This is a genomic window from Pseudomonas ficuserectae (assembly GCF_024584585.1).
Taxonomy (GTDB): Bacteria; Pseudomonadota; Gammaproteobacteria; order Pseudomonadales; family Pseudomonadaceae; genus Aquipseudomonas; species Aquipseudomonas amygdali.
In genome coordinates this window covers 5455020-5477378 of sequence record NZ_CP085684.1, presented here as the reverse complement: position 1 = coordinate 5477378, position 22359 = coordinate 5455020, and the positions used below count along the sequence as shown (strand labels likewise).

The window sequence follows — 22359 nt, the reverse complement described above, 5'->3', positions numbered from 1 at the left end:
CTTAAAACTTCCAGCGTTTAGCGGTCTTGGCCAGGCGTGCCTGGAGCCCGTCCAAGTTCTGTGCCAGTTGCTGAGTCATCAAGTGATAGCCCATCAACTCGGCTGGAATGACCGGCTGCGCGGGAGCGCTTTCCGATGTGCGCACCAGACGCTCGGTTGCGCCGGTTTGCAGCGCGCGAGCCATGCCGATCAACTGACGACGTATCTGCCGGTAATCGTTATCCAGCGAAGTTTTAAACGACTCGCCCGCCACTTTATCCAGATCGGCAGGGCGAATATTGGCGAGAATCTCCAGGGTGCTCAGGCACATGCGGAAATGGCCTTGAATGGCGTCCAGTTCCACCATGGACATCTTCACTTCCTTGGAAACCGACGGCAGCAGCGAGCGCAATTGCAGCATCGTGGCGTTGAGCCTGGCGGTCAGCTTGAGATGCTCGTCAGCGGTGACCGGCTGGCCTTGCACGATGCGTCCATAGACCTTGGCGCAGTCACGCAAGCCACTGGCCAGGTTGTAGCGCCAGGAAAACACGGCATACAGTGGCAGGGCGAAGGAGAAGGCCAGCGCCAGCGCGATACCGATCAAAATATCTACGGTGCGCCACAACCCGTCACTGATCGGGTTGTAGCCATGACCGGCCACGATAAACAGCGTTATCGCCGACAGCAGCGCGGTGTAACCGCCTTTGCCAATAGCGTGATAAGCAAAAAAACCGCACATAACCGACATCATCGCGTAGGTCAGCAACGGCATTTCCAGATAGCCCTGCTGGACCACCACGATCAGGCCAAGACCAGCTCCGATCAACGTTCCGTAGGCGCGCTCGACTGACTTTTTGCCGATATTGCCGTGGTGCTGCAAACCGCCGATGACGATCAGCATCGTCACCGACGCCCACTCGCCATGAGGCAGATTGAGGCCCGTGGTCAACAGAATCGTTACCAGCAAGCCCACCGCAATCCGCGCCGCGTGGATCAGCCGCGCATGCCGATAACGGCGATACGGGTCCAGCAGCGGACGCAGAACAGGGCGAAGCCAGGAAGGTATGAAAGCAGAGCGCGAATTCGTCATGCGTTAAGAGACCGCGAGGGTAGGGAAGAGATTCCCTGATTGGATGATGGCAGGTCTCAGTAAGCCACATTTTGAGAGGAGATGGGTGGTGTATGTTGGCGATCAGTGAACATGACATCGTGGCTTCAAGCGGTAGGAATCACGATCTGAATTCAGTAAGGATGAAATCCAGCACTTTTTAAGATGCCTTTATATGAGGCTTTATGGTCATTAATGTGTACTTTCATGATCTATTATCTACAGGTTCAAGCCTGCAAACGTACTACTTTGTGATTCCTTGAACCCCCGCGCCTGCTCGCTGGTAACTGCTCATGAAAGCTTTTTTCCCCGTTCAATGCAGCGACACGCTGTTGCGGATTGCCCTGCTGGTAAAGCAGGCCCGGCTACAACAGGGCGTTCGGCAAGTGGATCTTGCCGAGCGGCTGAGCATTTCGCTGCGTACATTTCGACGCATCGAAGCAGGCAGCGCAGACGGCGTATCGCTGCGCGACTTTATGCTGGTGGTCTGGGGGCTGGGTGTGTCAGAGCGCTTGTTTCAGGGGCTGCGAGACGACGAGTCGTTTAGCGTCGAACAGCTTGAAGCTGCCGACCGCAAGCGCGTTCGCCTGCCCAGAAGCAAGCCGGAGGACTTCTGATGGCTCAGGCCTACATTTATATGGAGTGTCCTGTGTGCAGAGTTGGACGCTACGGTCGATGCTACCAGTGCCGCGCGCTTGAAGGGCCAGTAGCCCCCTCAGATTCTGCAGCCCTTATGGCAAGGGCCGATTGATCTGGTAGCGAGTGCTGCGGCCGCCGCCGGGCAGACGAGTCAGGCAGTTTCTGCCAAGCAGATCACTTAAATGCCGGGTCGCCGTGGCCTTGGAGACTTTCGCTACCGCTTGATACTGCGCGGCGCTCAGACCTTCTTCAAAGCCCCGCTCGCCGCCATCAAGCAGTCGATTCAACACTTTGACCTGCTCGGCGGACAAGCCGTCACCATTGTGCAACTGCCAGAATCGCGTCTTGGCCAACACCCGTTCGATACAAACCAGGGCATGCTCAATGCTGTTCAGCAATGTGCGCAAAAACCATTCCAGCCACTCGGTGATATCGGTTGTACGTTTCTGGCTGGTTTCCAGAACATGGTAATACCCGGCGCGGTCATCGAGGATGCTGGCAGACATGGAAAACAGCCGAATGGCTTGTTGATCGCCCTGAGTCAGCGTCAGGTCAGTCAGCGCCCGCGTCAGGCGACCATTACCGTCGTCAAATGGATGCAGCGTCACAAACCAGAAATGTGCGATGCCGGCACGCACGAATGGATCTAGCCCCGGATCATTTTGACTGGCGGCAAACCAGTCGAGGAAGTCGTCCAGTTGTTGCGCAAGCACCGCGCGCGGTGGTGCTTCGAAATGCACGACCGGTCTATCAAGTCTCCCGGAGACCACCTGCATGGGCTCGTCGCTACGCAACTGGCCTGCCAGGATGCGAGCGGATACAAAGCTGTCCTCTGCCGGGAACAGCCAGCGATGCCAGGTGTACAGGCGTTACAGGTCAAGCGGTTGATCGTGCCTGCGTGTGGCGTCCAGCATCAGCTCTGCCAACCCCTCGCTGCGGGGGGGTTGTTTACCGTTATTGGCAATACCCAGACGACGCGCCAACGAAGACCTGACAGAGCCCACATTCAGTCGCTCGCCTTCGATGGCAGACGAGGTAACAATATTCTGCAACAGGGTGTCCATGCCCTCGCGCATTTCGGCATCGCCACTCACTACGCCGCTCATTCCCAGCAGGCGACCCTGAGCTTTAGCGCACGCTCGTATCAAGGGCGCGATGCGTTCATCGCTCCAGTTGAAGTGGGGCCAGTCCGGCTGCTGCCAGATCCAGAGATGTTCGGACATTGGATATGCCTTTGAGGTGAGCCGAATACGGGTTTAATCGGCTCATAAGGTGAGCCGATTGTGCTGGCTATTCGGCTCATCGTCCAGACGTTGTTTCGGCCCCCAAAATTTCAACTACCGTTCGTCCGCCTTCATAGTGGTTCACTTGCTGGCGCAATGGAACCGTATCAGCCTTCCCGACACTTAGGACGGCACAGCATCGCTCCTTGTGGGCAATCTGATGAGATCCCGGGCGCAATGCCCCGGTCATCACTAATGGCCAAGCGGAGTTTATCTTCCATGAAAAAAAGTATTTCCCTGCTCACGACTTTGTTTTTCTGCCATGGCGCATTGGCAGGAACGATGCTCGATGAACAGAGCATTACTTCGTACGTCGACAGTCACAGTGCCGAGCAGGTCGCGTTGCTTGAAAAACTGGTGAACATCAACAGCGGCACGGACAACGTGGACGGTGTCGTCAAGGTCGGTGATCTGATGAAGGCAGAGTTGGAAGCGCTGGGCTTCGATACCCGTTGGCACGAGCTGCCCGCAGGGATGAACCATGCCGGTAGCCTTGTCGCGGTGCATGACGGTAACAAGTCTGCGAAACGAATCTTGCTGATAGGCCATCTGGATACGGTGTTTCCGGCCACCAGCAAGTTTCAGGAGTATTCATTGATAGATGGCGGCAAAAAAGCCAAAGGCCCCGGAGTGATCGACGACAAGGGCGGCCTGGTCACCATTCTTTACGCCTTGCAGGCGCTGAAACACAGCGGCGCATTGCAGGACATGAATATCTCTGTGGTCCTGGTTGGTGACGAAGAGCTGGCGGCCAAGCCGACTGAAATTTCCAGAGAATGGCTTATTGCCGAAGCCAAAAGAAGTGACATAGCACTGGGCTTTGAATTCGCCTTGTCGCCCAATCAGTTAATCACCGAGCGCAGAGGATTGAGCGAATGGTTTTTGATCAGTACCGGCATAGACAAACACTCAGCGACTATTTTTCAGCCTGAAACCGGTTTCGGTGCGGTGTACGAGTCGGCCCGGGTGCTTGATGAAATTCGCTCCAAACTCTCCGGTGAGCAAGGCTTGACCATCAACCCTGGGCTCATTCTGGGCGGTGCCACAGCCCAGGAAGATGTACCAAGCGGGCAAGGCACTGCCTCGGGAAGAAAAACCACAATCGCCAGAATAGTGTCCGTGCATGGCGACCTGCGGTTCAGCAGTGAAGAACAGCGAAGCTCCGCTGAAGCCCGCCTGCAGGAAATAGCCAGTCACTCGCTGCCACAGACCCATAGCGAGTTGAAGATCAAGGCAATCATGCCGGTCATGGTTGATCGCGAAAGTAATCGCAAACTTCTGCAAGCCTACAGCAAGGTCAGCCAGGACCTTGATGGACCTGCACTGGAATCGGCTCCGTCAGCGGAAAGAGGCGGTGCCGATATTTCCTATGTGAACAAATATGTAACGGCGAGCCTGGACGGGCTTGGCGCGTGGGGGCAGGGTGCCCACAGCGAGAATGAAACCATCGATCTGAGTTCGCTGCCCGTGGTGACCAAACGCGCCGCGCTGTTCATCAGCCGCTATGGCAAATAGCTGCTCTTCAGCCGGGCGCTGAGCCCTGCCTGACTGAAGAGCACAAGGCCGACGGCAGCACCTGATGCGTGTTGCCGTCCTCACCTGCAGTGTTGACCAGCCAAGGAGAAAAGCCCAATGGAATTTGAACTGCGATTGTCGCATGACAACGATCTGGAGCAGTTACAGCGTCTCTCTGTGCGGGCTCGCCAGCGGTATATGATCATCCCCTCTTTGGCTCATGTCGCCGAAAGCCCACCGCTGGGCGCAGACAGATTCGAAGCCTGCCGGGTCATGGTTGCTGTAGACAGGCATTGCGATGAAGTCATCGGTTTCGTAGCCATGCGCCTACTGGATGATTACTTATACCTGGACAATATCTCGGTCGAACCTCTTGCTTCAGGCAAGGGCGTTGGAAAAAGCCTGCTGTCGTCTGTCGTGGCGTACGCGCACTTGCGTCGGGCTGATGCGGTGAGCCTGACAACATTTCGCGAACCACCCTGGAATGGCCCATGGTTTCGTCAGCATGGGTTCTGTCCGATGCCGACGGATTGTATTGGCGATGGGTTAAGGCGCGTCATGAAGCGTCAGTCGCAGACTTTCGATCCTGCGACGCGTGAGACCCTGTGGCGTCTGCTGTAACCCATGCCAAGTCATGGATGCAATCCACTTTAGCGAACTGCGCTTTCCTCATCGAGCTGCAAGGTCGATACATAAATGCCTTGTTGGCTATCCGCCACCTTCGTTTTGTTGTTCAAGATTCATACAGCCAGTGTTTGCCATATTCGCCTTGCCAGCCTGTTCTTTCACCGCGGTGAGAGCTGCAGCGCTCCAGCCAAAATGTATCAAAACAGAAATATTGCGGACACCTTGTCACCACAAAATGCACGCCACTCGCTGATGGACCGGCTCTGACCCCATAACCAGAAATCTCAGGCATCTCCTTCAGACGAGCGAATATTTGCTGCCATGAATAACCTGAACCTGCTGCAGACCTGCCAGAACGAACAATCGGCGGACGTGATTTACGGTCCGATTCAACCTGAACTGCTGCGCGAGGAAGTGCTGGCCGATTTGCTGCAAGCCAGCGCCCGGCGCGATCCGCAGCAAGTGGCACTGATCTTCGGCGAGCACCGGATCAGTTATGGGGAGCTGGACCGGCAGGCTGATCAGGTGGCTTCTGCGCTGATCAAGGCTGGCGTAAGGCCTGGGCACATCATTGGTCTGTGGCTGCCGCGAGGCATTGAGCTTCTGGTGATGCAGGCCGGTATCGCCAAGGCGGGTGCCGCTTGGTTGCCTCTGGATCAGGACACTCCGGTGGAGCGTCTGCAGATATGCCTGGAAGATGCCAGCGCCGTGGGGCTGGTGTCCTGCAACGCGCTGAGCCCGTTGCTGGCTGGTAGCGGTCTGAACGTGTGGACTGCCGAATCGCTGCTGACACAGACCGACGCAGCGTTGGTGCGCCGCAGTGGTGTGCTTCCCGATCATCCTGCGTATGTGATCTACACCTCCGGTTCGACCGGCAAGCCCAAGGGCATCCTGATTTCCCAGCGCAGCATCTGCCATTTCCTGCGCAGCGAAAACGCGGTACTCGGTATCTGCGCCAGCGACCGGGTCTACCAGGGCTTTTCCGTGGCATTCGACATGTCGTTCGAGGAAATCTGGATTGCCTATCTGGTGGGCGCGACGTTGTGGATAGGCCCAAAGGAAACCAGCGGAGACCCCGAAACCCTGCCACGTCTGCTGAACGAGCAGCGCATCAGCGTTTTGCACGCGGTGCCTACCTTGCTGGCGCTGTTCAGCGAAGACGTCCCCTGCCTGCGGGTGATCAATCTGGGCGGCGAGATGTGCCCTGAGTCGCTGGTCGACCGCTGGGCCACGCCGAACCGGCAAATGTTCAACACCTATGGGCCCACCGAAGCCACTGTGTCGGCGAGTCTGGCGCGGTTGTCGCGTGGTCGCCCGGTCTCGATTGGTACGCCGCTCCCCAATTATGGTCTGTTGGTAATCGCCAATGACCCAGCGGTCGGCAGCAGCCTGGCACCCAGCCTGCTGCCCCGTGGCGAAGTCGGCGAACTGTGCATCATCGGCCCCGGTCTGGCTGAAGGTTATCTGGGCAGACCGGATCTGACCCAGGAAAAATTCCTGCCTAACCCGTGGTCCACTGGCTATCACGATGCGCGCCTGTACCGCACCGGCGACCTTGCGCGGATCGACGATGAAGGGCAAGTACAATGCCTGGGACGTGCCGATGATCAGGTGAAAATTCGTGGCTTTCGCGTCGAACTGGGCGAGATTGAAGCGCTGTTGGCGCAACAGCCCGGCGTAGGCACTGTTGCCGTCCTGTTGCGCAACGAGGGTGGCGTTGATCAGCTGATTGCTTATCTGGTTTGCGACACATCGACGGATTCCACATTCACCAGCCAGCTGCGCAAGGTCTTGCAGGCCCGGTTGCCGTCGTACATGGTGCCGGGGCATTTCGAGTTGCTCGACAGCATGCCGCGCCTCACGTCCGGAAAAATCGACCGCAAAACACTCAAGGCCCGCCCGTTGACGGTTGATGCCGCGGGTGCTGGCGCAGAGTCCGACGTGGCTGAAACTGAAGGCGAAATCGCACTGTTTGCTGCGTTGGCCTCACTCTTTCCTGGCATGCCGATCCGCCGCGACGCGGACTTTTTCACTGATCTGGGCGGGCACTCCTTCTTTGCAGCACGTTTGGCCTCGGCCTTGCGGGCGAACCCTCGCTTTGCACAAATCACCGTGCGCGACATTTACCAGCAACGCCGTATCGGCGCGATTGCCGAAGTGCTGGATCAAGCACCGCAAGAGATGGCTGCCCCGGTCGACTGGACGCCTCCGTCCGCGTGGCGTCGCTGGCGTTGCGGCGTGGCTCAGGCCCTGGCATTGCCGGTAATGGTCAGCCTGCGAATGACCCAGTGGCTCGCGCCGTTCTTTACCTACCACTTGCTTACCGGTTCGCCTGACGACTCTGTGGCTCTGGCGACTCTGGCTTCTATCTCGGTGTTTCTGATTGCCACCGTTCTGCAGTTTTTCATCGCATGGGCGGCCAAGTGGCTGATCGTTGGTCGCCTGAAGCCTGGAATATATCCATTGTGGGGCGTCACTTACTTTCGCTGGTGGGCCGCCGACCGTATGGTCGAGTCGGCACCGACTTACCTGTTGAGTGGTTCTTCGCTTTATCCCCTGTGGCTGCGCGCCCTGGGAGCAAAGATCGGTGAGGAAGTGATTATCGGCGGGGCCACGGTGCGGGCCCACGACCTGCTGGAGATCGGTGACGGGGTCAGCGTCGGCAACGGCGTGAGCTTCGAGAACGCACGCGTCGAGCGGGGCCAGTTGCATCTGGGACGTATCGCGTTGCAGGACAATGCCTGTGTCGGTTCCTACGTGATCATGGAGGGCAATACTGCTATCGGTCCGTGGGGGCATCTTGAGGCGCAATCGGCCATGGCCGACGGCCGGGAGGTTCCGGCTGGGCGTATCTGGCAGGGCTCACCTGCGCGTGATGTCGGCGCGTTCGATACGCTCGGCCAACCTGCGCGGCCTGTGACCAGCCCTGCGCGTTTGCGGGCAGAAAAACTGTTCTTCGTGTTCGGCGTTCTGCTGGTCGCGACGCTGTTCTTCATCCCGGTCTTCCCGACCTTTTTCCTGATCGACTGGTTCGACACGCAGAACGTCTTGCCATGGTTCGAGGGCAGCGGACCATTGGGACAACTGGCGCGCTATTTCCTGCTCGCGTTCCCGGCCAGTGCGGTGCTGATTGTCGCGACTGTTCTGGCCTCTGCCGCATTGCGCTGGATCGTCTTTCCACGTCTCAAGCCGGGTCGCTACGCGGTACACAGCAATACTTACTGCGCCAAGTGGCTGATCAGTCAGATTCAAGAGGCCAGCCTCAATGTGCTTTCCGGTATCTACGCCACGGTGTATTCGCCCTTCTGGTATCGACTGCTGGGCGCGAAAGTGGGGCGCGACGCCGAGATTTCCAGCGCACAGGGCGTCATCCCGGACATGCTGACCCTGGGCGATGAAACCTTTATCGCCGATGCGGTGATGCTGGGCGATGAGCGTATCGATGGCGGCTGGATGACCATGCAACCCACAGTCGTATCCAATCGCAGCTTTGTCGGCAACGGCGGTTACATTTCAGATGGCACGGTGCTGCCGGAAAACGTCCTGATCGGCGTCCATTCCTGTGCACCGCATAACAGCAAGATGGCCGATGGCGATACCTGGCTGGGCTCACCACCAATCCACCTGCCAGCCCGCGAGCAGGTAAGCGGTGCTCCGGAATCTCTGACCTTCAAGCCCTCGCCATTGCGTCGTCTGGCCCGAGGTCTGGTCGAAGGCGTGCGCATTGTCACTCCGCACGCGGTGGTGATTGCGGTTGGCTACACCGTGATGCTTGATCTGATGCCACTCGCCGACCAAGAGCGCTGGGGTGCCGTGCTGGCTTACCTTGCCGTCATCGGCATGGCGTACAGCGTGGGTAACTTTCTGCTGATCGCAGGCTTGAAGTGGCTGGTCATGGGGCGCTATCGCAAACGCGCAGACCCTATGTGGACACCATTCGTATGGCTTTCGGAAGGTATCACCAGCCTTTATGAAGGCATGGCCGCACCAAACTTCATGCGCTACCTGCGCGGTACTCCGTGGTTGCCGCTGGCCTTCAACCTGCTCGGCTGCAAGATTGGCCGAGGGGTTTACATGGACACAACCGACATCACCGAATTCGACTGCGTCAGCATCGGTGCAGACAGTGAGCTGAATGCCGGTGCCTGCCCGCAAACACACCTGTTTGAAGATCGGGTCATGAAGATTGATCACGTCATCATCGGCGAACGCGTGTACATGGGGCCACGCAGCGCCGTGCTCTACAGCGCCGTAGTCGGCAACGATGCGCACCTTGGCCCACTCACCCTGGTGATGAAAGGCGAACACATCCCCGCGTGCAGTCGCTGGGCCGGCTGCCCGGCGGCACCTGACAAAGCATGAGGCCCGGAGCGAGCTGGACATTTGATGAAAATGGCCAGCTTGCCCCTCCCAAGTCTTTCCCGCACCACGGTGTATTGCTGGTCAGTTGCGTCACCAGGCCTGGCTCTGCAAGAGATGACGCGAGAAACCGCATTCGGGCCTGCACGCGTAAAGCCGTGGGGCAGTGGCTCGAATTGCCATCGGACGCGATCACGTTCATCAGCACTCCAGGTGTTGCGCCGCGATTAATGATCGACGGCCTGCCGGAGCCCGGTTTTTCCATCAGCCACGAAGCTGGATTCTCTCTGGCTGCGGTCAATCTCAACGGAGCGGTGGGTGTGGACTTGATGCAGGTCCAGCCTGTACCGGACTGGCAGGTTATTGCGCGGGATTATCTCGGGCCAGATGTAGGTGCGCGACTGCGGGATGTTTCCGAGACGATGCGCCCGGTCGCGTTTGCCAGGGCCTGGTGTGAGCGAGAAGCGTTTTTGAAACTGCATGGGCGTGAGTTGGGGGAATGGATAGAGGTGAGGCAGTTGGAGGGCGTGGGCATAGAGGTTGAATTGGGGACGAATATGGTTGGGGTAGTGGCTTTGAAATGGCCTCGATGTGTAGCTCTGAGCCGTCAGGTCTCATCTGACTCTGTAATAGCGTTTCAATAAATCCGCTAGCCGGTGCCGCGACTCAAAGCCCCGTTCACACATCAGTTTGATTTATTCAAGGGTTAGGTATACGTTACATTTAATCTAATTTGTTATGTATACGGAACATGGACTATTCCCTCATCACAACGCGTCTTGGCGAGCAGATTCGGCAGCGCCGCCTCAATCGAGGGCTTACGCAAGCCAGGCTTGCCACGATGGCAGCCGTCACCCGGCAAAAGATAATTGCCATAGAAAAAGGTGACCTTTCAGTAGGTATGACGGCCTATGCGCGCGTGCTCGGAGCGCTGGATTGTGAGCTCTCGGTCATACCCGCTGTCATGCCTACACTGGATGAAATTGAGGGAGTATTCGACTGATGATGACCACGCTGCAAGAGCTACTCCGCTATCGCCAAAGCAATCCGCCTGTTCTGTGCCCCCGACCAGGTACAGGATTCATTGGCCCAGCTATTCGCCATCGTGACCCTGAGCTGTATTGTCGGCAACGGCGACGCCCACCTGAAAAACTTCGGTCTGCTGTATTCCAACCCCACCCAACGAGATGCACGGCTCGCTCCAGCTTACGACATCGTCAACACCACGGCTTACATCCCCGAGGACGTGTTGGCACTGGATCTGCTCGGCAACAAGTCGCTATTCGCCTCGCGGCAGGGCCTACTGGATTTCGCCCAGATCTGTGATGTGACACGTCCAGAGGAGGTGATTTCCGGGCAACTTCAGGCACTGGAGCAAGTACTGGCGCGTTCGGTTGAGCTGAACGAGCAGGCGCCGGAGGTCATCGCTGCGGTCAGACGATGCGCTGAGCCGTTTATGAAAACCTTTGGGTAGCAAGCCGTTGGGCTTCGTGTCGCGACCTTTGGCAACTGCAATTCCAACAGACAGATGAATGCACGAATGTTCTAGACTCACCTTCTGACGTCAGCGATAACCAATCGCTTTCATCGATTCAGGTGTTTTATGCCTTCCACACACTGGATAGACCTCGCTCGCGACCTCGATACAGGCATCGAGACGCTGCACGCGCACTTTCAGGGGCATGCCTATGATCCCCATTGGCATGACAGCTATCTGGTGGGCGTTACCCGGCAAGGTGTGCAGCAGTCGTCAGCGCCATGCCAGCACGCCCGGGCAGGTGTTCACACTGGAACCGGGGGAAATTCATGATGGCAATGCCCCGTGCGCCGAAGGGTTCACCTATCAGATGCTGTACCTGGACCCGCATTGGCTGAGCCGGGAGCTCAGTGGGTTGTTCGAACAGGCTCCCGACCAGCATCTGCCTTCTTTCGCCAACACCCTGCAAACCGAATCACGGCTGGCTCACGCGGTCACGTTCGCTTTCACGGCGCTGCATCAAAAAGAACTACGCATCGTTCGTCAAAGCGCGTTGGATGAATTACTGGCGCAGCTCATTGATCGGGTGCAATGGCGACGCATGACCGATCCCGATCCGCGCTTGCCGCAGGTGGCCTTGCGGGCGAGGGATTATCTGCACGCGCATCTGCATCAGGACGTGGGCATGAACGAGTTGGCAGCTGTTTGTGGCGTTGACCGCTTTCGCCTGACGCGGGCGTTCAAGGCCGCCTTCGGCCTGCCGCCTCATGCATATCTGGTACAGCTGCGCCTGGCCAAGGCCCGTCGAATGCTGGCAGCCGGAATCTGGCCCGCTCAGGTGGCCAGCGATCTGGGCTTTGCTGACCAAAGCCATCTGGGCCGCTGGTTCATGCGCGCCTACGGACTTAGCCCGGCGGCCTATCGCTTGCGCTGCTCAAACCTTCCAGACTGATCCTGTGGTATGTCGCAGCATGGGCTTTTTCAGCCCTGGATTGCCGATCATGCTGCCTTTCATTCTGTTCGCCTTCGTCGCCTCGATTACCCCCGGCCCCACCAACATCCTGGTATTAAGCAACAGTGCCCGCTTCGGCTGGCGCGCCGTCGTACCGTTGATTCTGGGAGCCTGCACCGGCGCTGCACTGTTGGTGTTGCTCGTCGGCATGGGTGTCGGCCACTCATTGCTCGCGATCCCCAATGCTCAGCGCGTCATGGCATGGGTCGGCGTGCTGTGGCTAACCTGGCTGGCCTGGAAAATAGGTGCCGGCCCGACCGACTCAATCGAGCGGCAAAACAGTCTGCCGATGGGCTTTATCGGTGGCGCAGCACTGCAATTAGTAAATCCCAAGACCTGGGTCATGGCGCTGGCGGTAGTCAGTGTATTCAGCCAGCGCAGCCCGGTGTCTTACCTGGCGCTGGTGTTTTTTCCGATTTCCTTGCCCTGCCTCGGCAGCTGGGCTCTGATGGGCGCAGGCTCGTCCCGATGGCTCACATCGCCTTGGCGAGTGCAGTGGATGAATCGAGTGCTGGCGGTTTTATTGCTGCTGGCGGCGTGGATCGGTTTTATGGACAGTGTCTGAGCGCGTGCGGCCTGGATTGGCGGTGGGTACGCGAGGAGTCGGCTTCATTCAAAGGCTCTTGTCGAGCCAACTCGACTATTTGCTTGTGAGGTGAGTTTTGCTCTTCAACTTGCTGGTTTGCTCTGCGGCCGTCATCTCTTTTCACCGCAGAGCCTGTATGGCGTCAGATTATTCCGGTGCTTGCGCGCCGCTGGTCCTGGACAGCTCAGCAGGTCGGGCTGCCGCATTGAAGAAGGCCAGGTGATAGGCCAGGCCGACGAACACCGCACCGCCCACCGCGTTACCCAAAAATACCGGAACGAAGTTGTCGCCGAACTGCGCCCAGCTCAAGGCGCCGGCAAAGATCGCTGCAGGAATGACGAACATATTGGCGACGATGTGCTGAAAGCCGATCGCGACGAATGCCATCACCGGAAACCACATGCCGACCACTTTACCGATCACGTCCTTGCTTGCGTAGCTGAGCCACACCGCCAGGCACACCAGCCAATTGCAGCCAATACCCGAGATGAATGCCTGTTCGAAGCTGGCCCCCACCTTGGCATTGGCGATGGCCACAGTCTTGGCCATGAATGGGCCTTCAGTCAGCCCCACCACATGGCCGAAACAATAGGCGACGAACAGCGCGCCGATAAGGTTGGCCAGCGTCACCAGTACCCAGTTGCGCACCAACTGACCCAGACCGATACGCCCGGCGAATAGCGCCATGGGCAGGCTCATCATGTTGCCAGTCAGCAACTCGCCACCGGCCAGCACCGCCAGAATCAGCCCGACCGGAAACACCACAGCGCCAAGCAGATTGCCCAGCGACGCCCACTCGTGAGGGATCATGGTGCTGACATGAATATCGAGAAGAAACCCGAGGGCAATGAAAGCCCCTGCCAGAAAGCCCAGGATCATCAACGACGACAGGCCCAGGTGGGCTTTCTTGACGCCACTTTCGACGGCAATTTCAGCGATTTGCTGCGGGGTGTTCAGAGACATGGTGGGCTCGTGCGTGGTCGTGGGCTGAGCGTAGAGAGTAGAAGCTCAAGCGGTGCGCGCATCTGTCGCACGGGGAAACAACGTTACGGAATGTTTCGAAGGATGGCTAATCGGATGTTTTGATCGGGTGATTGAGAGGGTCGATGACTGGACTTACAGTTGTTTGGTTGGCAGGTTTGTAGTGGGTAAACTAAACCCGATCACTGAGTTGTCAGCGAACGAGCCATCTTGGAAACGCTGACTCAAGCACTCAAGCCAGCGGATTCTGATGCAACTGTAGGCAACGGAGCAAGGCTCCTAGGCTTCTGTAGGACGTGTACTCGTTTCGCAACACGATCCGGTTTTTTACTTCATCCGGCTTGGTATTGCCCGGCATCGCCCCATAACTATCCCTGTCTTCATAAACCGCAAGGACAGACCATGACCAACCAAACCGAAACCGCCATCCTTGCCGGCGGCTGCTTCTGGGGCATGCAAGATTTGTTGCGACGCTACCCCGGCGTGCTGCGTACGCGAGTCGGCTACACCGGTGGCGAAGTACCGAACGCCACCTACCGCAACCACGGCAACCATGCCGAAGCGATTGAGATCGTGTTTGACCCGGCGGTGATCAGCTACCGGCAGATTCTTGAGTTCTTTTTCCAGATCCATGACCCGAGCACGCCTAACCGGCAGGGCAATGATCTTGGGCCAAGCTATCGTTCGGCGATTTACTACCTGAGCGAACAGCAAAGGGATATTGCCAAAGATACTGCAGCTGACGTGGACGCCTCCAAGCTGTGGCCGGGGCGTGTGGTCACGCAAATCGAGCCTGCCAGCGAGTTCTGGGAAGCGGAGCCGGAGCATCAGGATTATCTGGAGCGGATACCGAACGGGTATACCTGCCACTTCATCCGGCCGAACTGGAAGTTGCCCAAGCGGGGTTGAACCTGAATCTCACCGGGAAAGGCTGGGATAGGGGAGAGCGCAAAAGCTGACCAGTATCTGAGAGAACCACCCAGAAACACAAAAGCCGCGCAATGCGCGGCTTTGGAGTTGGTGGGCCCACACGGACTCGAACCATTATGTGGTACTCAAACTTGTCGCTCGGCTACTGTCCGTCCGGTTCTATATGAGCAGATTCCAGTAAGCACGGGTGCTGTGACCACATGTCGCCCCGTTCTCCACAATTTCTTTAATACAACACCGGTGTTGTATTTGGAATAACTGTTGCCGTACGTCCACCTTACCGATGCTAGAACTGGGTATATCACCACGCAGCATTCGTTCTTGGAGAAACTGATTGCGCAAACCCTGGGCGCACGCTTGCGTTGGCGGGGCGCAATCCGGCGATGAACGACATGATCCGAAAGTCTCCGGGCGGGTTAGGGGTTTCCAAAGGTGCCAATGGGCCTGCGTCTCTTTCAAATCGAAGACTCGAGCTCCGCCTGGCATACAGGCTGAGTATGTCCGCCATAACTGCACTGAGGGAAGGCGGTAGCTATAGCCATCCTCCAGCTACGCTGAGGCGCTAAGCCGGTGTGGCTCGGAGTTTCCAGGATGCACGCCTTGAGCAAAATAGTGATCGGCCGTTTTTTGGCGCCGCCATCAACTACAGTCACCACCCACTTGTCGCTCAGTCCGCCCATTCATGCCTTATAAAATCCTCGATGCTTTTTGTTCGAGCTAAAGCCATGTCTTCTGTCCAAGAACCAGCTTCATGAATCTGTTGGCCGACATGAATCGTGGCAATCAGTCCGCAGCTTCGATAGACGTCTATCTTTTCAACCGGAGGCCTAGCTTTTAGTGAAGAGTTTGTTCCAGGCGGGAGCATCGTCAGATTCCCCAGATGGTGCATCCACTCAACGCCACTGCTCTGCGGTGCGATATGTTCTATTGAGCTCGCGGCATCCTGCTCCCAGATCTTTCCCCATTGGCTCTCATTTAGCTTCTGCCCTGCGAGCTGGGCCAAGTGTTCGTCATAACGGTTCAAAACATAGCGCAGCTGATTTTGCCAGCCATCGTAGCTGCTCAGCCACTCAATATTGTCCAAAACTTGGTCAATCGAATAACCCTTGGAGATTTTTTCCAACCCACTGAGGATTTGATCCTTGCTCAGGTTGTTCCGGTAGATTTCATAGCCAAGACGGATGTACTCCCCAACCTTGTGTCGGCTATCCCGGCTTGCCAGCTCGTAGATTCTGAAAGTAGCGCGCTCCCATTTGCCGAGTAGTTCTTGCTCCGTCTTCTTGTCGAATTTCCGCAGGAGGATCGCTGCGGCAACAAATCGAGCGTGAACAATTCGCGTCACAGCCCGGAGGCGCGGATCTCGGAACAGGCGCAGGTTCGCTTGCACGACCGCCTCGAGTTCATGACCAACCTCTGCAATCGTTTTTAGCTGCGTGCCCGCCTTCAAGGTTAGTAATGCGGTCGAGTCTGCTTCACTGGGAATCCGATTCGGTCGTGCGTCACACGCCCATGCACCTGCAAAGCGGAGAGCTTCGTCTCCGATTCGTGTGCTGTTTTCCAGCGAGCGATAAATGCCCCTCCAGACGTCTTGCATTTCAGACACTGCCTCGTCGCGAGTCCCACCCTCAACGTGCTCGAAAATGAGTGCCATCAGCTGGCTTTTGAGCTTGTCGATCCATTTCACATCCAGCCCACGGCTGTTAAGAACCTCGAAGACTCGATATACCGTAGCCTCGTCAGAAATCTCATGGTAGATGATCGTTAGCTTATTCCTGATGGTCACCAACAGCTCAAAGATCGTATCTCCACGAGCCAACCATTTGCTCACTGTAGTGGTCTAATGGTTCCGGACACTCATTTAGGCGAGAATATCGCCAGATAGAGGTGTCTGATGACCAAACAACGCCGTACCTTTTCCGTTGAATTCAAACGCGAGGCCGCAGGCCTCGTGCTCGATCAAGGCTATAGCCATATCGAAGCCTCCCGCTCGCTTGGGGTGGTCGAATCTGCGCTGCGTCGCTGGGTCAACCAGCTTCAACAAGAGCGCAACGGTGTCACTCCACAGAGCAAAGCCCTCACGCCCGAGCAGCAAAAAATCCAGGAGCTCGAAGCCCGGATCGCCCGTCTTGAGCGGGAGAAATCCATTTTAAAAAAGGCCACCGCGCTCTTGATGTCGGAAGAGCACGAGCGCATGCGCTGATTGATCAGCTCAGTGTCCATGAGCCAATCGAATTGCTGTGCGAAGTGTTCGAGGTACCTCGCTCGTGCTACTACAACCATTGCCTGCGGCGTCGGTCTCCAGACGCCGAGCGGGTTCGTTTACTTAGCCGAGTCAATGAGCTGTTCGGGCAAAGTCGAGGCGCTGCCGGCAGCCGCAGTATCGTGTCGATGATGCAGGCGGATGGCGAGCAAATCGGTCGGTTCAAGGTGCGTAGCTTGATGCGGGAGCTGGGATTAATCAGCAAGCAACCAGGCTCGCATGCTTATAAAAAAGCAACAGTGGAGCGGCCTGACATTCCGAACATTTTGAATCGGGAGTTCGATGTACCCGCGCCCAATCAGGTCTGGTGTGGCGACATCACCTACATCTGGGCGCAAGGAAAATGGCATTACCTGGCGGTGGTTATGGATCTTTACGCGCGTCGGGTGGTGGGCTGGGCGTTTTCGAACAAACCGGATACGGACTTGGTGATCAAGGCGCTGGACATGGCTTATGAGCAACGCGGCAAGCCTCAGGGCCTGCTGTTTCATTCCGACCAGGGCGTCCAATACGGGAGCCGACAGTTTCGCCAGCGGCTTTGGCGATACCGCATACGCCAGAGCATGAGCCGCCGGGGTAATTGCTACGACAACTCGCCGATGGAGCGTGTGTTCCGCAGCTTGAAAACTGAGTGGATACCGACCGTGGGCTACATGACGGTCCAAGAGGCTCAGCGGGATATCAGTCATTACCTGATGCATCGTTACAACTGGATTCGGCCACACCAGTTCAATGATGGAATGGCGCCCGCTCAGTACGAGAAAAACCTTAACGTCGTGTCCGGGATCAGTTGACCACTACACCTATCAGCCAGCCAGGTTGCGTAATGCGAGAAGGGCTCGAACTCCTGCCCAGGTATGCCGGGATCGAGATGAAGCAGGAGGTACCTACCTTTGCTCGTACGAGGGGCCTCAACCAGCATGAAGTTCTTCATTCGCATCACTTCCAAATACCACACCATTTTTAGCATTGGGTGTAGCAGTTGAAGTGTCAACGAAAAATTTCGTACGAGACGTCTTTTAGGTTTCTGACCGCTAAGTCGCCTTCATGGGGAAGACCATCAATCAGGCAGTTCGCATCGGAGCGGGGGGGGGAGTAATAGGCTCGGGGAAAGCTCGCCACGGCTTATGCCTGCTCAATGCAGCAACGAAAAAGCCAGACCTATTGGTCTGGCTTTAGAAATGGTGGGCCCCCCCGGAGTCGAACCGGGCACCAACGGATTATGCGTACCAGCTACAGTTTTCACTGCCCCTTTCGAGTTTGTGGTCTGGACTGTCTCTTGCCTTTACGGCTCGCCCGTACAGTCTCTACACCTTCCTCTCGCGAGGCTTGGCTCGGGATTACCACGTCGAAACAGAGGCTTCCCCGAATTTGAGCGATTCTACCAAGGGACAGAGTCAACTTACCCCAAGGCAACCCATTCGCTCAGCACCATGCCCAGAGGGGTTAGGTACTGATCTGCTAAGTCCGCTGCTCTAACCAACATGAGCTAGAGGCCCAAATTTACTGCGTAAAACTACCAAATTTGCGGTTCAAATACCACACCTAGGTGCGTACCACATAAGAACCGTGGACCAAAGGATTATGAGTTGCTGGGCGACACTATAAGCCCAGCAAAATCGAGCATAATTTTCCGTAGGTGCAGGAAGCCTTAAGTGTTTCAATATCATGGGTTTAGCGTAATTTTGCGAAGTCTATTAAACATCGGCATTGTACTGCTACTGTACCGTTTCCTTCCACCATCACGATAGTTGCGGCGCTTCATGCGGTGGCACAGCTCGGCAGCAGATACTTTCCGCTGGTATCTGCCCGCAGAGTTCTCAGGTAGCCCCAAAGCGCCTCATTCACAGTCTCCAATGGGTTCGCCGCTGTCCGGCCAAACGAGATGCTGATAGCCATGTCGACATCCGGTCGGGCCCGGACCTTGTCCGAGACATGCTGAAAATCTATATGCTTCAAAACAAGCCACATTGCCTCTTCCAGGCAGATTAAATGGGCCCAAAGAGCATCCACTGTCGGCACGTCATCAACCTTGGAAAGAGCCACATAGGCCCGTTTGTCTCCGCTCAGCAGTTCTGCCTCGTTGCCGTATAACGCAGCGAACAATGTTGCCTCTCCGCTATCAATATCGGGCCGATTGAGTAGCAATAGTGGATTTGCTGATTCGGCCACGACCTGAACCTCGGATGCCGCTGCCACCAGTTGTCGCGCGAGATTCACTGCTTCCTGGGTGCCAAGCTTCGCGAGAGCCTTGTCATCTTTGGTTAGCTTCAGCTGGAATTTGAGCTGCGGTAGCACCGCGAAATCGCCTAAGGCGCAGTTTAGCGCTCCAGCCAGTTCGTGGAGAAGGTGGTATTGGCAGATCTTTTTGGCGGCATCACTATCTAGCAGATACAAGAACGGGTTACCTCGCAAATCCCTGCATGGTGAAAAGGTGGTCGGCACCTTCCTCGGTTATCGCTGACAGGTCAGCATTTTTTATGAACCTGTCTCGCAGTAACTCAACTGCTCCAATGTCTTGCGGCACGAAACCCATCGCCTGGTTCGCCCTGATCCAGTCATCATGCTCCTTTGCATAGGACATGATCAGATGCCCGAGATCTATACCGTGAGTTAGGCCAAGCTTCATTGCTGCGGCGGCGAGTGTCGCAGCAGATGCTTGGCGGGGGATCTGCCGGATAATATCTATTTGGCCGTGCCTGATTAGACTGAGAGCAAAAGCATCTGCCTCCCGTTCTTGCACATCGCGCCGAACCTGAGCCCGCCCCTCAAGTCCCTCGCTGACGTCCGCTATATCCTCATCGACCAGCGCACCATTTGTCTGGACGTGCTCGCACAAGATATGCGCTAGCTCATGAGCCAGGACAAACAACTGCTTTGAGTGCACTGCATAGTTGAAGCCAAGTAATATCGAGGGGCGGCCATCCACCATGACAGCCATGCCGGTCATTCGCTTGGTGTTTTTAGGCATGTCCTTCAAGAACAGGACTGGAATGCCATGCATCCAGCACAAGTCCAACAAACCTTCGAAATCAACGCATGCTTTGCCAGTGCTTTTGCGTACCAATTCATAAATTGCCAGTGGATCTGCGGGCAACGCACGGTAAGCTTCGCGAGTGGCAAAAACCGCTACGCGCGCCAATGCGATGCCGAGGCTCGCCGCGACATTTAATTCATCGGCATCAGTTCCTGCCCGATGCTTGAAATTGGCACGAGCTGCCCGTGGCTCTATCGCCAGATCACCGTCTTGCCCAAAACTTACGTCCAGGCCTAACCGCTGCTTCAGGATCAGGGCGAACTGGAAGGCCCCTGCACTGGTTTTCAGAAGGCTGTTGTCCCACCAATCAGGCAGGAGCTTCGTGACATACGCACGCGGGTAGCCAGCAGCCTTGAGGCTTTCGAACGCAGTTTTAACGGTTATCGGAGTCTTTGCGTCATGCATATGCAACCTCCTATAACGCTGTTCCTAGGTACATGTTCCCACGCTGGCGCGGCTATGTGCAAAGAGTAAGTCAGCAAGTCTGCGCGCGTGATCATCAGAGCCATCCCAGATGGAGGCTAGCGCTTCCATCAAGATTTCGCTTGAGCGAGGGTCAAGCGTTTCTTCGCGTGCATCGATATTCGCAAATTTGCATAAGCGCAAATGTGTTTTTGTCACTTTTTTCGGCGTGGCGAATAAATTTCGATAGACCTGCGATTGGTTTATGCCTGTAGCCTTTGCTATAGATGAGCTCGTTCCAATGCCGTTCGCAGTGAAAAACTGCAACAGCTCCGAGACAAGTTGATGCAGCGGTTTTTGTTGATTCATGCATTATTTATAGCATATATGCATATACTTCGGCATCAGCTAAAATTCCTTCGTTGTGTCGGAAAAGGGACGCAGCTGACGTCTCTTTCCGGCATGATTGACGCCCCCTTGAGGAACGACCATGCGCGAAGCCGAAATAAAACTCGCTCTCACATACCATCTGGCAGCTGCGATGCCTAACGACGTCTTCCATTTCTTGGAGGAGGTTGAAATCAACGGTGGTGAGATTCGGGCGGATCTCGTGCAGGTCATGGACATGCACTGCTATGAGATAAAAAGCGCCAGTGATTCACTGAACCGACTTATTGGTCAGGGATCTCGGTATGCTCGGGCTTTCGATCAGGTCACTCTCGTTACCGCTGAATGCCACCTCAAAAAGGCAATGCCTATGCTCCCTCCTTGGTGGGGGGTAATGGTGGTGCCTAACGAGTCAGGAAAGGGCTTCAAGCAGGTTCGGAAGGCTAAGGCAAACACTCGCCACAAGCCTGATGTGCTGGTAACTTTAATTAAGCGCGAAGAAGGTCTGCAGATTCTAGAAGAGCTGGGCATCACGCGTGGCTTCAAAAGCAAGAGCCTGTACGTCATACAAGCCAAGGTCGCTGAACTACTCCCCTTGAAAGATCTCAAGGAGAGGGTTCGCAAATGCCTAATCGAGCGTGCTATGGGCTGTCTCAGTACTGCTCTTTAAGTACGTACGCGATGTGGTGACTCCAGCCTTCAGTGATGTGGTAATGGCCGCAGCGCTTCTTTTTCACCGGCACGGTAGGGTCTGCTCGCTCAGAAAGGATCTGATCGCCGAATGAATATGGAGCGCCTTTGAAGTCCTTGGGATAAGTGTTTACCAAGATCTCGGAGATTGCGACAGAGTCGTTGGTGGTTTTCCCATCAGCCCGCAGGATGAGCCAGTCAACACCTCTGGTGTATCGAATAGCAATGCGATTGCTGCGCCGCTCCAGAATCTCCTCAGTCCACTCCGGGGATAGAGTTCCGTAATCACCGAACCCTAACCCCAGATTCGGCACATTAGCATTCACGTCGTACCAGAATCGCCAATCGGACCGTTGGAATGTCGCGCTACCTGTTTTGACCGAGGCTAAGCTCGCGGGGTAGGCGCCAGAGACAAGATGCATCGATTGGTAGCCGATAGCGGCTAAAGAATTCAGGTCGTGGCCAAAGCTAGTGACCTGCGCGGGCGACCACTCCTTTGGGCTTACGCCCAGATCGACAATCAAAGTTGTGTTGATGCCTGCGGCTTTAAGGTACGCGTAGGCCCCTTTAGCAAGTTGCAGCTTATCGTTAGGGACTGCTAGGGCCCCTAAGCGCAGGCGAATACACACACCTGGCAACGATCCGGCCAGTTTCAGGAATTTCGCTCCCATATTTGCAACGTAGGCTGGCCCGATTACCGGGGAAGCGGGGATTTTCTGCTGAACCGCATGTTGCATGAAGTCTAGGAGCTCGCTCTGTCGGACATGGCTCAAAAGTCCACTGGGGTTTGAGTAGTCCACAAGTACGTCGTGTGGCCAGACAGTCTGAAGTTTGCTTAGAAGATTCAGGTGCTGTTTGGAAGTACGTACCTCAATACAGGGACGCATACGAGGTTTGAGTTCGGCATCTACCTTTTCGAGGGCGCGCTGCTCCCAAGATTGCCATTTGATGACTGGGATATACTGCGGATGCTTCGGAAATTTGGCCATGGACCCTCCTTGGTGTTCTTGATATGAACATCTATAGCACTTTGCCATGAGTGCGCGCAATCCGACCTGCGTCCCATTGCCGTGAGCACCACATATTA

At 56.2% G+C, this 22359-nt stretch carries 17 protein-coding genes and 3 pseudogenes; 12 read left to right on the top strand and 8 right to left on the bottom strand.

Annotated features, from left to right (window positions below; all coding sequences use genetic code 11):
• Position 1: 1 nt before the first annotated feature.
• Positions 2-1069 (bottom strand): FUSC family protein, encoded by a 1068-nt coding sequence (locus LJU29_RS24555; protein WP_004654731.1) that lies wholly within the window; start codon positions 1067-1069, stop codon positions 2-4.
• A gap of 311 nt (positions 1070-1380) precedes the next feature.
• Between LJU29_RS24555 and LJU29_RS24550 the strand changes: the two genes are divergently transcribed.
• Positions 1381-1704, top strand: coding sequence for a helix-turn-helix domain-containing protein (locus tag LJU29_RS24550; protein WP_016982674.1), 324 nt, complete (start codon positions 1381-1383; stop codon positions 1702-1704).
• 114 nt (positions 1705-1818) lie between these two features.
• Here the strand turns inward: LJU29_RS24550 and LJU29_RS24545 are convergent.
• A pseudogene (locus LJU29_RS24545) lies at positions 1819-2949 on the bottom strand (Fic family protein).
• 279 nt (positions 2950-3228) lie between these two features.
• Between LJU29_RS24545 and LJU29_RS24540 the strand changes: the two are divergent.
• From LJU29_RS24540 to LJU29_RS24505, 8 genes and pseudogenes are all read left to right on the top strand, one after another.
• On the top strand, positions 3229-4524 hold the full coding sequence (locus LJU29_RS24540; protein WP_257111303.1) for a M20 family metallopeptidase: 1296 nt from the start codon (positions 3229-3231) through the stop codon (positions 4522-4524).
• A 117-nt stretch (positions 4525-4641) separates the two neighbouring features.
• Positions 4642-5145 (top strand): GNAT family N-acetyltransferase, encoded by a 504-nt coding sequence (locus LJU29_RS24535; RefSeq protein WP_117140220.1) that lies wholly within the window; start codon positions 4642-4644, stop codon positions 5143-5145.
• 327 nt (positions 5146-5472) lie between these two features.
• The gene (locus tag LJU29_RS24530; protein ID WP_257111302.1) at positions 5473-9513 is read left to right on the top strand and encodes a Pls/PosA family non-ribosomal peptide synthetase; all 4041 of its coding nucleotides are present in this window, start codon (positions 5473-5475) and stop codon (positions 9511-9513) included.
• A complete protein-coding gene (locus LJU29_RS24525; RefSeq protein WP_054994662.1) occupies positions 9510-10154 on the top strand; it encodes a 4'-phosphopantetheinyl transferase family protein in 645 nt (214 codons plus the stop codon). The genes LJU29_RS24530 and LJU29_RS24525 overlap by 4 nt, the downstream gene beginning before the upstream one ends.
• 107 nt (positions 10155-10261) lie before the next feature.
• A complete protein-coding gene (locus tag LJU29_RS24520; protein WP_010207618.1) occupies positions 10262-10513 on the top strand; it encodes a helix-turn-helix transcriptional regulator in 252 nt (83 codons plus the stop codon).
• 15 nt (positions 10514-10528) lie between these two features.
• Positions 10529-10984 (top strand): annotated as a pseudogene (locus LJU29_RS24515) (HipA domain-containing protein); the annotation flags it as partial.
• A gap of 177 nt (positions 10985-11161) precedes the next feature.
• Positions 11162-11939: pseudogene (locus LJU29_RS24510) on the top strand (AraC family transcriptional regulator).
• 49 nt (positions 11940-11988) lie between these two features.
• Positions 11989-12564 carry a LysE family translocator gene (locus tag LJU29_RS24505; protein WP_257111301.1) on the top strand — a complete coding sequence of 192 codons (576 nt, stop codon included), beginning with the start codon at positions 11989-11991 and terminating at the stop codon, positions 12562-12564.
• A gap of 168 nt (positions 12565-12732) precedes the next feature.
• Here LJU29_RS24505 and LJU29_RS24500 read toward each other — a convergent pair whose 3' ends face one another.
• Positions 12733-13548: a formate/nitrite transporter family protein gene (locus tag LJU29_RS24500; protein WP_257111300.1), complete on the bottom strand. Its 816-nt coding sequence runs from the start codon at positions 13546-13548 to the stop codon at positions 12733-12735.
• Positions 13549-13968: 420 nt separating this feature from the next.
• On the opposite strand from LJU29_RS24500, the gene msrA reads away from it, so the two are divergent.
• Entirely contained in the window at positions 13969-14475 is a 507-nt protein-coding gene (msrA, locus tag LJU29_RS24495; protein WP_257111299.1) for a peptide-methionine (S)-S-oxide reductase MsrA, read from the top strand.
• A gap of 688 nt (positions 14476-15163) precedes the next feature.
• On the opposite strand, the gene LJU29_RS24490 is transcribed toward msrA, so the two are convergent.
• Positions 15164-16324 (bottom strand): HNH endonuclease family protein, encoded by a 1161-nt coding sequence (locus tag LJU29_RS24490; protein WP_257111298.1) that lies wholly within the window; start codon positions 16322-16324, stop codon positions 15164-15166.
• A gap of 63 nt (positions 16325-16387) precedes the next feature.
• Between LJU29_RS24490 and LJU29_RS24485 the strand changes: the two genes are divergently transcribed.
• A protein-coding gene (locus LJU29_RS24485) for an IS3 family transposase (RefSeq protein ID WP_122320854.1) occupies positions 16388-17550 on the top strand; the annotation gives its coding sequence in 2 pieces (ribosomal slippage) (positions 16388-16643 and positions 16643-17550; 1164 coding nt in all).
• 967 nt (positions 17551-18517) lie between these two features.
• On the opposite strand, the gene LJU29_RS24480 is transcribed toward LJU29_RS24485, so the two are convergent.
• From LJU29_RS24480 to LJU29_RS24470, 3 genes are read right to left on the bottom strand one after another with little or no spacing between them, the layout of a single operon-like run.
• Positions 18518-19153, bottom strand: coding sequence for a hypothetical protein (locus LJU29_RS24480; RefSeq protein WP_257111297.1), 636 nt, complete (start codon positions 19151-19153; stop codon positions 18518-18520).
• Between the two features lie 7 nt (positions 19154-19160).
• The gene (locus tag LJU29_RS24475) at positions 19161-20198 is read right to left on the bottom strand and encodes an ImmA/IrrE family metallo-endopeptidase (protein WP_257111296.1); all 1038 of its coding nucleotides are present in this window, start codon (positions 20196-20198) and stop codon (positions 19161-19163) included.
• Between the two features lie 24 nt (positions 20199-20222).
• Positions 20223-20564: a hypothetical protein gene (locus tag LJU29_RS24470; RefSeq protein ID WP_257111295.1), complete on the bottom strand. Its 342-nt coding sequence runs from the start codon at positions 20562-20564 to the stop codon at positions 20223-20225.
• A 121-nt stretch (positions 20565-20685) separates the two neighbouring features.
• Between LJU29_RS24470 and LJU29_RS24465 the strand changes: the two genes are divergently transcribed.
• Positions 20686-21252 (top strand): sce7726 family protein, encoded by a 567-nt coding sequence (locus tag LJU29_RS24465; protein WP_122679700.1) that lies wholly within the window; start codon positions 20686-20688, stop codon positions 21250-21252.
• Here LJU29_RS24465 and LJU29_RS24460 read toward each other — a convergent pair.
• Complete coding sequence (locus LJU29_RS24460) at positions 21236-22261, bottom strand: beta family protein (RefSeq protein ID WP_257111294.1); 1026 nt, start codon at positions 22259-22261, stop codon at positions 21236-21238. The two genes, LJU29_RS24465 and LJU29_RS24460, sit on opposite strands and share 17 nt — an antisense overlap.
• Positions 22262-22359 lie beyond the last annotated feature (98 nt).

What these genes read in the sequence shown, in the direction of transcription:
- LJU29_RS24520 (WP_010207618.1), top strand. Translation starts at nt 10,262, where the DNA reads ATGGACTATTCCCTCATCACAACGCGTCTTGGCGAGCAGATTCGGCAG.
- LJU29_RS24475 (WP_257111296.1), bottom strand. Translation starts at nt 20,198, where the DNA reads ATGCATGACGCAAAGACTCCGATAACCGTTAAAACTGCGTTCGAAAGC.
- LJU29_RS24500 (WP_257111300.1), bottom strand. Translation starts at nt 13,548, where the DNA reads ATGTCTCTGAACACCCCGCAGCAAATCGCTGAAATTGCCGTCGAAAGT.
- LJU29_RS24470 (WP_257111295.1), bottom strand. Translation starts at nt 20,564, where the DNA reads ATGAATCAACAAAAACCGCTGCATCAACTTGTCTCGGAGCTGTTGCAG.
- LJU29_RS24535 (WP_117140220.1), top strand. Translation starts at nt 4,642, where the DNA reads ATGGAATTTGAACTGCGATTGTCGCATGACAACGATCTGGAGCAGTTA.
- LJU29_RS24530 (WP_257111302.1), top strand. Translation starts at nt 5,473, where the DNA reads ATGAATAACCTGAACCTGCTGCAGACCTGCCAGAACGAACAATCGGCG.
- LJU29_RS24555 (WP_004654731.1), bottom strand. Translation starts at nt 1,069, where the DNA reads ATGACGAATTCGCGCTCTGCTTTCATACCTTCCTGGCTTCGCCCTGTT.
- LJU29_RS24550 (WP_016982674.1), top strand. Translation starts at nt 1,381, where the DNA reads ATGAAAGCTTTTTTCCCCGTTCAATGCAGCGACACGCTGTTGCGGATT.
- msrA (WP_257111299.1), top strand. Translation starts at nt 13,969, where the DNA reads ATGACCAACCAAACCGAAACCGCCATCCTTGCCGGCGGCTGCTTCTGG.
- LJU29_RS24465 (WP_122679700.1), top strand. Translation starts at nt 20,686, where the DNA reads ATGCGCGAAGCCGAAATAAAACTCGCTCTCACATACCATCTGGCAGCT.
- LJU29_RS24540 (WP_257111303.1), top strand. Translation starts at nt 3,229, where the DNA reads ATGAAAAAAAGTATTTCCCTGCTCACGACTTTGTTTTTCTGCCATGGC.
- LJU29_RS24460 (WP_257111294.1), bottom strand. Translation starts at nt 22,261, where the DNA reads ATGGCCAAATTTCCGAAGCATCCGCAGTATATCCCAGTCATCAAATGG.
- LJU29_RS24525 (WP_054994662.1), top strand. Translation starts at nt 9,510, where the DNA reads ATGAGGCCCGGAGCGAGCTGGACATTTGATGAAAATGGCCAGCTTGCC.
- LJU29_RS24505 (WP_257111301.1), top strand. Translation starts at nt 11,989, where the DNA reads ATGCTGCCTTTCATTCTGTTCGCCTTCGTCGCCTCGATTACCCCCGGC.